At 63.4% G+C, this 10,069-nt stretch carries 13 protein-coding genes; 8 read left to right on the top strand and 5 right to left on the bottom strand.

The genetic code is table 11. The features are described from left to right. From EN738_RS24160 to EN738_RS24175, 4 genes are all read right to left on the bottom strand, one after another. The coding region (locus EN738_RS24160) for a pilus assembly protein N-terminal domain-containing protein (protein WP_189605950.1) at positions 1-407 on the bottom strand (407 nt) is incomplete at its 3' end. Then, entirely contained in the window at positions 404-1,216 is an 813-nt protein-coding gene (gene cpaB / locus EN738_RS24165) for a Flp pilus assembly protein CpaB (protein ID WP_127285904.1), read from the bottom strand. The genes cpaB and EN738_RS24160, both read right to left, overlap by 4 nt. Before the next feature lie 205 nt (positions 1,217-1,421). Further along, the gene (locus EN738_RS24170; RefSeq protein WP_127285905.1) at positions 1,422-1,940 is read right to left on the bottom strand and encodes a prepilin peptidase; all 519 of its coding nucleotides are present in this window, start codon (positions 1,938-1,940) and stop codon (positions 1,422-1,424) included. Positions 1,941-2,112: 172 nt separating this feature from the next. Then, positions 2,113-2,283 carry a Flp family type IVb pilin gene (locus tag EN738_RS24175; RefSeq protein ID WP_127285906.1) on the bottom strand — a complete coding sequence of 57 codons (171 nt, stop codon included), beginning with the start codon at positions 2,281-2,283 and terminating at the stop codon, positions 2,113-2,115. Between the two features lie 357 nt (positions 2,284-2,640). Between EN738_RS24175 and EN738_RS24180 the strand changes: the two genes are divergently transcribed. The 3 genes from EN738_RS24180 (at position 2,641) to EN738_RS24190 (ending at position 4,449) form a co-directional block, all read left to right on the top strand. Next, a complete protein-coding gene (locus EN738_RS24180) occupies positions 2,641-3,063 on the top strand; it encodes a pilus assembly protein N-terminal domain-containing protein (protein ID WP_127285907.1) in 423 nt (140 codons plus the stop codon). 137 nt (positions 3,064-3,200) lie between these two features. Then, positions 3,201-3,791, top strand: a complete 591-nt coding sequence (locus tag EN738_RS24185; protein WP_127285908.1) for a TadE/TadG family type IV pilus assembly protein — start codon at positions 3,201-3,203, stop codon at positions 3,789-3,791. Between the two features lie 37 nt (positions 3,792-3,828). Continuing rightward, positions 3,829-4,449, top strand: coding sequence for a TadE/TadG family type IV pilus assembly protein (locus tag EN738_RS24190; protein ID WP_127285909.1), 621 nt, complete (start codon positions 3,829-3,831; stop codon positions 4,447-4,449). 28 nt (positions 4,450-4,477) lie between these two features. Here EN738_RS24190 and EN738_RS24195 read toward each other — a convergent pair whose 3' ends face one another. Further along, entirely contained in the window at positions 4,478-5,440 is a 963-nt protein-coding gene (locus EN738_RS24195) for a PhnD/SsuA/transferrin family substrate-binding protein (protein WP_127285910.1), read from the bottom strand. Positions 5,441-5,613: 173 nt separating this feature from the next. Here EN738_RS24195 and EN738_RS24200 point away from each other — a divergent pair, with 173 nt between their 5' ends. From EN738_RS24200 to EN738_RS24220, 5 genes are all read left to right on the top strand, one after another. Further along, on the top strand, positions 5,614-6,864 hold the full coding sequence (locus EN738_RS24200; RefSeq protein WP_127285911.1) for a phosphopentomutase: 1,251 nt from the start codon (positions 5,614-5,616) through the stop codon (positions 6,862-6,864). Continuing rightward, positions 6,848-7,738, top strand: coding sequence for a bifunctional DNA-formamidopyrimidine glycosylase/DNA-(apurinic or apyrimidinic site) lyase (gene mutM, locus EN738_RS24205; protein WP_127285912.1), 891 nt, complete (start codon positions 6,848-6,850; stop codon positions 7,736-7,738). The genes EN738_RS24200 and mutM overlap by 17 nt, the downstream gene beginning before the upstream one ends. A 40-nt stretch (positions 7,739-7,778) precedes the next feature. After that, on the top strand, positions 7,779-8,552 hold the full coding sequence (locus tag EN738_RS24210; RefSeq protein ID WP_127285913.1) for an enoyl-CoA hydratase: 774 nt from the start codon (positions 7,779-7,781) through the stop codon (positions 8,550-8,552). A gap of 158 nt (positions 8,553-8,710) precedes the next feature. Then, positions 8,711-8,977 carry a 30S ribosomal protein S20 gene (rpsT, locus tag EN738_RS24215; RefSeq protein ID WP_127285914.1) on the top strand — a complete coding sequence of 89 codons (267 nt, stop codon included), beginning with the start codon at positions 8,711-8,713 and terminating at the stop codon, positions 8,975-8,977. Positions 8,978-9,827: 850 nt separating this feature from the next. Further along, on the top strand, positions 9,828-10,069 hold a 242-nt coding region (locus tag EN738_RS24220), incomplete at its 3' end, for a DnaA N-terminal domain-containing protein (protein WP_281034324.1).

A 10,069-nucleotide genomic window follows, 5' to 3' on the forward strand; every position in this document is an offset into this window, starting at 1 on the left:
ACCTTGATCTCGGACGTCGGCAGGAAGCGCTTGAGGTAGTCCTCCAGCCCGGCGACGTCGCGTTCGACCGCCAGATCGAGGCTGACGATCTGCTCGCCATTGGGGCCGAAGACAAAAATGTTGGTCTCGCCCACGGCCTTGCCGAACAGATAGATGCGCCGCGCGGTGCGGGTGACCGCATCGGCGACCGCGGGATTGGCGACCAGGATGTCATAGGCATCGCTCGGCAGGTCGATGACCACCGACTTGTTGAGACCGAGCTTGACGCGTTGTGTGGCGGTGGACGCCGACACCTGGGCGTTCCGGTTCGCGGCCTTCGCCTCGACCATGCCGGGCGCGTTGGTGCCGAGCAGGAACAGGCCGATCGCCGCTGCCGCCATGAAGGGCAGTTTACCCTTTAGCCTCATTTCCTTGCTCCCACTTCGGAAACTTCGCCCGACTTGATCATCCGCACCGTGCCGCGCCGGCCGTTGCCGGAAACGAGATAGTCGGCCTCGCCCAGATTCTTTTCGTGAGCGTCCGTGATCGGACGCAGCGCCAGGGTCAGGCGATCGGCCATCTGCTGCGCGACCGTGATGATTTCGGCCTGCTGCGGCGACAGCTCAAGCGTGGCGGTCTGACCGACCCTGGTCTTCTTGCCTTCCTCATCCTCCTGGATGGTCTGGTCGATCGCCAGGACGCGGATGTTCTTCAGGATGGTCTCGGTGGTGAACCCGCTGCCGCCCGTTCCGGTGTCGGAACGGCGGGTCATGATCACGTCGACGAAATCATTGGGGAGGATGAAGCCGCCGGCTGATGTGTCGGCCGATATCGCGGTGGCGACGGCGCGCATGCCGCTGGGCAGGATCGACGACATGAAGCTCTGGCCCTCGCCGATCAGCTTGGAGCGCCTGAGCGGCTCGCCCGTGTACATCGCCACGCGGGCAACGGAGCCCTTCAGCTTGTCCACGGCATCGGGCTCCGCGGCGCGGGTGATGAAATTCGCGTTGATGCCGTCGGCCGGCCACGACTCCCAGCTGATGTTGTTCTCCAGCGGGCTGCCCATGGCGACATCGCCGGACAGGACGAGCACGTCCTGCAGCGCTATGGCCGGCGCCTGGGGGCTATCGACGACGACCCGGGGCGGCGGAACCGCCACCATGTTCTTCGCGACATAACCCGCGCCGCCCGCCGCGGCCACCGCCACGCTCAGTATTATAAGTCGGGATGCTGGCATCTGTCCGAACCCTCGCCTATGGCAAACCACCTAGCCAGGGCGGACTTTGCAGCCGCAATCGTCAAAACAAGGTTAATGCAATGCTTACGATCGTGATTAATTTAAGGTTTACATAAATTAGAACGAACCGCCCTCCGGGATGCGAAAAGGGCGGCCAAGCCGCCCAGTCCAAAACCGGATAACTCGTACGCGCGATGGCAAGGGGCTAGGCGGCCAGCCTTTCCAGCGCCCATACCATGAGCGGAGAATCCGGAAAGACGATCAGACCGCCGATGCCCAGCGCGATGCCGTAGGGAACGCCGGTCGTCTGGTCGGCGAAATGGCGCAGGAAGGGATTGTGCCCGGTAAAGTCCGCCAGTGCCGATTTCCGGTAAGCAAGGATGGCGACCGTCAGCAGCCCGCCGATGAAGGTCGAAATCACCAGGTATTCGACAAGATGGATGTTGAAGCCCATCCACAGCGCGGTGGCGGCCAGCAGCTTGGCATCGCCGCCGCCCATGCCGCCGAGCGCGAACAGGCCAAAGGTCACGGCCAGCACCAGGAAGCCCGCCGCGAAATGCCAGCCATAGGCGGCCCAATCCATCCCCGTCAGCGGCGCCACCAAGGCAAAGACCACCACCAGCAGCACCGACACGCGATTGGCGATCGTCATCGACAGCATGTCGGAGATCGCGGCAAACAGCATGCAGAACGGAAAGACGACGAAGATGAGGGCTTCAAGCATGGGCGCGGTGCCTGCGGTCGAGTTCTAGCCAGTGCAGCCTAGGCATGTTCGATTAACGATTGATGAGGCGGGCCAGTCAAAATCGCCCGGCTTGATGAAAACGTGAATGACGAAAAAAGGGCCGCCAGAAGAGGCGGCCCTTTCCCTTGAAGAAGCTAATTCGCTTCAGGTATCAGGAACCTTCAACCTTGTTGGCGATGGCGTCGAACTTGTTGTTCAGCGCATTGCCGAGGGCGCCGGCGCCGACCATGATGGCGAGCGCGATGAGAGCGGCGATCAAGCCATATTCGATGGCGGTCGCACCGGACTCGTTCTTCACAAAACGTGCAATGAGGTTAGACATTCGAGAGCTCCTACTCCACGTGTTACAGCACTTCCGTCAACTTCTCTTGCCGGTTGATCGGATGCTGCCAATCTAGGGAGAAGGCCTTTCGATCGGCTTAATAAACAGCCTTACCGATTCCTTTCCGGTCTCGAACCCGTTGCTTGGTTAACCGTCAGCTAAAGTACCGGCGAGCCGCCTCGCCGCCCGCAAAGCAGCGGCAGAGGCGGATTCCCGGCGACTGTCGCAGGGAGGGCCATCGCCCGCCGCGGCAGGCAGTCGAACGCCGGCCTTAATCGTGCTGAGCACGGGCTTAACCGTTGGTTCACCAATCTCGTTCATGTTCCGTTGAACAGTTTGCCGCCTTGGAGCGTCCAGATGACCGGGTTGAGATCGTCGTTTCCAGTTGCCGTGCTTGTCGCCGCCGCTGCCTTCGTCCTGCCGGCCAAGGCTGGGCCCGGCATCGAAGTCACCATGAACCAGGCCAAGATCGTCAAGCTGTCCCGTTCGGCCGACACCATCGTCATCGGCAATCCGGCGATTGCAGACGCCTCCGTGCAGGATGCCTCGACCATCGTGCTGACCGGCAAGGGATTCGGCGTCACCAATCTGGTCGTCCTCGACCAGGACGGCAGCCCGATCATCGACGAACAGGTCACCGTCGTGCGGCAGGATGCATCCTCGGTCAGAATCTACAGGCGCTCCGAAATCCAGACCATGTCCTGCACCCCGTATTGCGAAAGCTCCTACAAGAGCGACAGCGAGAAGGCCTCGGAAGCCGAGATGAGCGCCGGCCACTGAGCTGCCCGCCTTTTCGGCGACTACGGTTAGCGGCCGGCTAACGGCGCTTCGACGAATTTAACGGTCATCCAAACCGGGCTTCAATGGGTTTTCGTTAATGTCCCGGCCGACATCACAAGGATCGGCAGGGAGTGGGCATGAACAGGAAGCGAGCGCCCGAGGACGACAATCGCGGCAACGGGTGGACACGGCTCCGCGCCCGCTTTCTTGGTGATCGGCGCGGCAGCACGGCGATGGAATTCGCGATGCTTGCCTTGCCTTTCGCCCTCCTCGTCTTCGCCATCCTCGAAAGCTGCATTTCATTTGCCGGCCAGGAAGTGATGGCCAACATCACCGACGACATCGCCCGCAAGTTGCGCACCGGCCAGCTGAGGCCGGCCGACGTGAGCGGCACCAAGTTGCAGGACATGATCTGCGCCAAGCTGGAAATCATTGTCGCCAACAAGTGCCCGGGACTATCCGTGGACTTGCGCGAATATGCGACCTTCGCGGACGCCGCTACGGCGAGCTACAAGATCGTGAACAACCAGATCGTGCTGACTCAAGGCGCGAACTCGACGGCTTTCGGCGTATCGCCCGGGCTGGCGGAAACGAAGAACATGTTGCGCGTCTTCTACAAATGGCCGGTCATGACCGACTTCATGTCCAAGTCGATGACCAATATGACCGACGGCACCGCGCTGCACTTCGCGTCCGTGACGTGGCAGAACGAGCCGTTCGACAACTGAGATTGCGGGCATGCTTCGGCAAAACGGGGGTAAGGGCATGTATCGTGCGGGGGCACATCGGGGAATTTTGGCGGTCTGGACACGAGCGGTGCGGTTTGGCGCCGATCGCCGCGGCATCGCGGCGATCGAGTTTGCCTTCATCGTGCCGCTGCTGCTCGTGATGTATTTCGTGACCATGGAGGCCTCCCAGGCCATCGAGACCAGCAAGAAGGTCAGCCGCATCGGCAGCATGGTGGCGGACCTCGTCACCCAGCAGAACACCATCACCAAGGCCGATCTCGATGCGATCATGAAGATCGGCAACTCGACCCTGAAGCCCTACAACCGGTCGGATCCCAAGATCGTCATCACGGCGATAGAGGTCACCACCGATACGACGCCTAAGGTGCAGGTCGTCTGGTCGCGCAAGCTGCTCAACGGGGCCACCAGCGCCGATGCCGCGAAGACCAGCACCACCACGATTCCCACCGCGCTCAACGTCAAGGGCACCTTCCTCATCCGCGTCGAGAGCGACCTCGCCTATGAGCCGATCATCACCTGGGCGGCGGACAGCAAAGAGCGGCTTGGGCTGACCTCGGCTTTCAGCCACATTTCGATGAGCGAGACCTACTATCTGCGGCCGCGCCGGAGCACGACGATCCCTTGCAGCGACTGCTGAGAATTGCACGGCGCCGCTTCGCCCCGGATTATTGCCCGCCCTCTTTGCCCGACACCATGCGCACGATCGCAGCCGCCATCGCATAGTCCTTTTGCGAGGCGACGGTGAAGCCGCCCGAATGCGTCGTCTCCAGAAGATCGTAGACATCGGGCGTCATCGACTTCAGGTTGGTGAGAAACACGGTGAGCCGGCGCTTGGCCTCGGGATCGAGATCGCTGCGCACGGCATGCGGGCCGTATCTGAGCAGGCCTGACGTCCACACGATCCGCAGCGCCGCCTTCGAAACACCCGCCGCCTCAAGCCGCGCCATCGTGCCGTTCGGATCGGCCGGCTGGTCGCCCGTGCCGGCCGGCTGGCCTGCCGGAAGGGCCGGCGGACTGTCGGCCGCGGCCGGATTGCCGTCCGCCAGCGCCGTTTCCCAGCCGAACAAAGCATCGGCCTGCCCGTCGACCAGCATTGCCTCGGCGGCGGCCGCCGAGCCGGCATGCAGCAGATAGGGTGAATCCTCGGTGATCCCGACGCCTGCCGCCGTCAGGCCGGCGAGCGGCAAAAGCGAGCCGCCGACGCTGTCGGCAGGCGCCATGGCGATGCGATGGCCCGGCATGGCCGCGAGATCCGGCACCTTGCCGTCGCGCGTCACAAGGAGCGAGCGGATGCCGGCGGCGCCATCGGTATCGACCGGCGCCACCAGCGGCTCGACGCAGCCGCAGCGCTCGGACGCGGTCGCATAGGCGACGGCTGAATAGACGGCATACTGAATCCGTCCCTCCACCTGCGCCTCGATCAGCGCCCGGTAGTCGCGGGCGACGACAAACTCGACCTTCATGCCGAGTGCCTTGGTGTAGGCGTCGGTGAGCAGCGCCAGGCCCGGAACGGCGTTGCCGGCTCCAGGTTCGGCGACGATGCCGACGCGGAATGTGCCGATGTCGTCGCGCCAATCGGCGCTGGCCGTATCCGGCCAGGACGCGGCCAGCAATGCCAAAGCAGCCATGCAGGCAGGCCTTGCCGAAAATCCGCCGCGCCTTCCCATCCCTGCCCCGCCCGTACCGGCATCCCGTCTCGCCCGACTATCGCGCCGAGCGGTTGCCGTTTGGTTTCCGAATTGCCAATGGCGATGCGGAACCCTATGTCTGGACCCGCAGACAGGCAACAATGACCCCTTTGATGGCGCGCGCTTTCCTCTTTGTCCTCGACTCGTTCGGCATCGGCGGCGCCGCCGATGCCGAACGCTATGGCGATGCCGGCGCCGACACGTTCGGTCACATCGCGCTCGCCTGCGCCGAGGGGCGCGCGGATCGCGAGGGCCTGCGCAAGGGACCGCTCGCCCTGCCCAACATGGTCTCGCTTGGGCTGGCGGGCGCGGCGGAAACCGCGACGGGGTTCCGCTTCGGCAATGGCGGCACGGCGCCGATCGCGGCGGCTTTCCATGGCGCGGCGCAAGAAGTGTCGAGCGGCAAGGACACGCCGTCCGGCCACTGGGAGATAGCCGGCCTGCCGGTGCGTTTCGACTGGGGTTATTTCCCGCAGACGGTGCCCGCCTTTCCGGCCGAACTGACCGCGGCGATGATCAGCGAGGGAAAGGTGCCCGGCATTCTGGGCGATTGCCACGCGGGAGGAATCGAGATCATCGAGCGGTTCGGCGAGGAGCATATCCGGACCGGCAAGCCGATCTGCTACACCTCGGTCGATTCCGTGCTGCAGATCGCCGCCCACGAAACGCATTTCGGCCTCGAACGGCTCTACGAATTCTGCAAGACGGTGCGCAGGCTGGCCGATCCGCTGAACATCGGCCGGGTAATCGCGCGGCCTTTTGTCGGGGAAACCGTCGCCACCTTCGAACGGACATATAACCGCCGCGACTATGCCGTGCCGCCACCCGAACCGACGCTGCTAGACCGGCTGACGGGGCGCGGCAGCAAGGTCATCGCGGTCGGCAAGATCGGTGACATCTTCGCGCCTCGCGGCATCTCGGAGGTGCGCAAGGCCGCCGGCAACATGGCGATGTTCGACAAAGCGCTCGGCGCGATGGACGATGCCGACGACGGCGACCTGGTGTTTGCCAATTTCGTCGATTTCGACACCGAGTTCGGCCACCGGCGCGATGTCGCCGGCTATGCCGCGGCGCTGGAGGCGTTCGACCGGCGCCTGCCCGAAGCGCTGGCGAAACTGCGGCAAGGCGACCTGCTCATCCTCACCGCCGACCATGGCAACGATCCGACCTGGCGCGGCACCGACCATACGCGCGAGCGCATCCCGGTGATCGGCACCGGACCGGGGCTGTCAGGCGGCGACGTCGGCCTCAGGCCGACCTTCGCGGATATCGGCGAGACCGTCGCCGAGCATCTCGGGCTGGCGCCCGGCCGTCACGGCACCTCCTTCCTTAGAGCGATCGGCGGTCATGCCCGAACTGCCTGAGGTCGAAACCGTCCGGCGCGGGCTGCAGCCGGTCCTGGAAGGCGCTCGCCTGGTCAGGGTCGAGGCGCGCCGGCCCGATCTCAGGTTTCCATTTCCCGCGCGTTTCTCCGAACGCCTGACCGGCAAAACCATCACCGCGCTCGGCCGTCGCGCCAAATACCTGACCATGCATGTGGATGGCGGCCCGGTGCTGATCTGCCATCTCGGCATGTCGGGCTCGTTCCGCATCGAAGCCGCCGATGACAACGAGACGCCAGGCACCTTCCATCACGAGCGGTCGAAGAGTTCCACGCACGACCATGTCGTTTTCGATGTCGAGACGGCCGCGGGCGCCCGCTCGCGCGTGATCTTCAATGATCCGCGCCGTTTCGGCTTCATGCTGTTCGCCGAAGGCGTGCCCGATACCCATCCGATGCTGACCGGCCTGGGCGTCGAGCCGACAGGCAATGCGCTGGACGGCGCCCTGCTCGCCTCGCTGCTCAAGGGCCGCAGATCGCCGTTGAAGGCAGCGCTTCTCGACCAGCGGCTGATCGCCGGGCTCGGCAATATCTATGTGTCCGAAGCGCTGTGGCGCGCCGGCCTGTCGCCGCTGCGCGAAGCAGGCACCATCGCCAAGGCCGGCAAGAAGGCCAGCGAGCAGGCCGAACGGCTGGCCGAGGCGATCCGGTCGGTCATCGCCGATGCGATCGCCGCCGGCGGATCGTCGCTGCGCGACTATGTGCAGACCGACGGGTCGCTCGGCTATTTCCAGCATTCCTTCGCCGTCTACGACCGCGAAGGCGAGCCATGCCCGAAGCCTGGCTGCGGCGGCCACGTCGAGCGCATCGTGCAGAGCGGCCGCTCGACCTTCTATTGCCGGACCTGTCAGCGGTGAGCTAGACCGATCTCCTCAATCGGAACGAGGAGGCGATGCCATGACCTATGAAACCATCATCGTGGAGACGCGCGGCAAGGTCGGGCTGATCACGCTGAACCGGCCGAAGGCGCTCAATGCACTGAACACCGAGGTCATGAGAGAAGCGGTCGAGGCGGTGAACGGGTTCGGCGCCGACCCCGGCATCGGCGCGATCGTCATCACCGGTTCCGAGAAGGCCTTCGCCGCGGGCGCCGACATCAAGCAGATGCAGTCGATCGCCTTCGTCGATGCCTACACGCAGGACTTCTTCGTCGGCTGGGAGGAACTTACGCGCGTGCGAAAGCCGATCATCGCGGCGGTCGCGGGTTACGCCCTTGGCGGCGGCTGCGAACTGGCAATGATGTGCGATTTCATCATCGCCGCGGACACCGCAAGGTTCGGCCAGCCCGAGATCACGCTCGGCGTGATGCCCGGCATGGGCGGATCGCAGCGGCTGACCCGGTTCGTCGGCAAGTCGAAGGCCATGGATATGTGCCTGACGGGGCGGATGATGGATGCGGCGGAGGCAGAGCGCTGCGGGCTGGTCTCGCGAGTCGTGCCCGCCGGCGACCTCGTCGAGGAGGCGCTGAAGGCCGCGGCAAAGATAGCGGAATTCTCGCTGCCCTCTGTGATGATGACGAAAGAGGCCGTCAACCGGGCCTATGAGACGACGCTTGCGGAGGGTTTGCGGTTCGAGCGGCGGCTGTTCCATTCGCTGTTTGCGCTGGACGACCAGAAGGAAGGCATGGCGGCCTTCGCCGAGAAGCGGAAGCCCAATTTCACCAATCGATAAGATGGCCGGGCGCCAGCCTCAAAAAGAAGGCAAAGCGGCGTTGACGCGCCGGAAAAGCTGAACTATAAGCCGCACCAACCGAGGCGGCCTGTGGCTGCCCGTTTGTTTTTTGCGCCCTGCGATACTGCTGGCGCCCACCAGATCAGAAGAGAGGCATCATGGCCAATACCTCCTCGGCCAAAAAGGCAACGCGCAAGATCGCCCGCCGCGCCGCGATCAACAAGAACCGCCGCTCGCGCGTCCGCACCTATGTGCGCCAGGTCGAAGAGGCGCTGGCCTCGGGCGACAAGGCCGCGGCACTCGCCGCCTTCAAGGCCGCCGAGCCGGAATTGATGCGCGCCGCGACCAAGGGCGTGATCCACAAGAACACGGCATCGCGCAAGGTTTCGCGGCTGGCGCACCGGGTCAAGGTACTGACCGCCTGATACGCCTACCCTAGACTAGCGTTCTTCGAACCCGGCGGATGACGCCGGGTTTTTTCGTTTGCCGGCAAGTACTTAAAAAGAACGCCCGGAGATCGCATCCGGGCTGGATTTCAAAATCCAGATTGTTTTGCCGGCATATACATGCGCACTGATATTCCGTTATGTCGAAAGCGGGTGCGCACCCAGATTCAGCTGTCAGAAATTATCCATACATTTCAGTCACTTGCAGACGGTGACCCACAGCTTGTTCACATCGAGTTCGAGCTGCGGGGGACAAGTAGCTGTCAAGCGAATTATTTCAGAAAATTTCCTGCCGGGTGGCCTTTTTCATATTCGCCGGAAAAGGGTTTGAATCACAATGGCTTTGTCAAAATATGCCGTTGCGGCACCTGTTGCAGACCCGCCTCCGCTAACCAGATTCGTTAAAAATCCGTTAGTCGTGGCCTTGCCCTATCCACAGCGATTTCGGTAATGTCCATCCATCGAAGGGACGGGCTCTTGGCCCCCAAACCCAGCCTGAATTGGCCACCACAAAATGGCAGAATTCATGACGTGGAGCAATTCCGCGAACGGGTTTGATTTGTCTTTTCGATGCGGGTAGGGGACTGGCGTAATTTTTACATGGCAGGTCGATGGCGCGCCGGCGTTTTCGCCGGGCGGTAGAGCTTTGCCTTGTTCAGAAAAACGACCCGGCTTGCAAGGGCCGGGACCGGTCCCTTGTGTAGAACGAGGCGGCATTCACCACCAGCGGCGGTGGCAGTGTCGCAGCGAAGATACGGTCGCCGGAAACATGGATGCAGGAGGCGCATCCCCGGCGGAAAACAGGTACAAACAGGCAAGGAACGCGGTCATGCAGAGCGGCATCGAAAGGGAGCTAACGAGCGAACTCCCATTTCAAGCAACTTTTGTCGGAGGGGGCGACATGGTGGCATCCAGCGACGCGGAACAGAAGTTCGAGCGGGTCAAGACCCAGCTGAAGGCGCGCTTGGGAGCCGAGGTCTATTCTAGCTGGTTCGGCCGGATGAAGGTCGCCGAGGCGTCCCGGGGCATTGTCCGCATCTCGGTGCCGACGGCCTTCCTGCGGTCGTGGAT

The organism is Mesorhizobium sp. M4B.F.Ca.ET.017.02.2.1 (assembly GCF_003998955.1).
Taxonomy (GTDB): Bacteria; Pseudomonadota; Alphaproteobacteria; order Rhizobiales; family Rhizobiaceae; genus Mesorhizobium; species Mesorhizobium abyssinicae.

Excerpts from the sequence above, each read along its gene's own strand:
- cpaB (WP_127285904.1), bottom strand. The coding sequence starts at position 1,216 with ATGCCAGCATCCCGACTTATAATACTGAGCGTGGCGGTGGCCGCGGCG.
- EN738_RS24170 (WP_127285905.1), bottom strand. The coding sequence starts at position 1,940 with ATGCTTGAAGCCCTCATCTTCGTCGTCTTTCCGTTCTGCATGCTGTTT.
- EN738_RS24175 (WP_127285906.1), bottom strand. The coding sequence starts at position 2,283 with ATGTCTAACCTCATTGCACGTTTTGTGAAGAACGAGTCCGGTGCGACC.
- EN738_RS24180 (WP_127285907.1), top strand. The coding sequence starts at position 2,641 with ATGACCGGGTTGAGATCGTCGTTTCCAGTTGCCGTGCTTGTCGCCGCC.
- EN738_RS24185 (WP_127285908.1), top strand. The coding sequence starts at position 3,201 with ATGAACAGGAAGCGAGCGCCCGAGGACGACAATCGCGGCAACGGGTGG.
- EN738_RS24190 (WP_127285909.1), top strand. The coding sequence starts at position 3,829 with ATGTATCGTGCGGGGGCACATCGGGGAATTTTGGCGGTCTGGACACGA.
- EN738_RS24195 (WP_127285910.1), bottom strand. The coding sequence starts at position 5,440 with ATGGCTGCTTTGGCATTGCTGGCCGCGTCCTGGCCGGATACGGCCAGC.
- EN738_RS24200 (WP_127285911.1), top strand. The coding sequence starts at position 5,614 with ATGGCGCGCGCTTTCCTCTTTGTCCTCGACTCGTTCGGCATCGGCGGC.
- mutM (WP_127285912.1), top strand. The coding sequence starts at position 6,848 with ATGCCCGAACTGCCTGAGGTCGAAACCGTCCGGCGCGGGCTGCAGCCG.
- EN738_RS24210 (WP_127285913.1), top strand. The coding sequence starts at position 7,779 with ATGACCTATGAAACCATCATCGTGGAGACGCGCGGCAAGGTCGGGCTG.
- rpsT (WP_127285914.1), top strand. The coding sequence starts at position 8,711 with ATGGCCAATACCTCCTCGGCCAAAAAGGCAACGCGCAAGATCGCCCGC.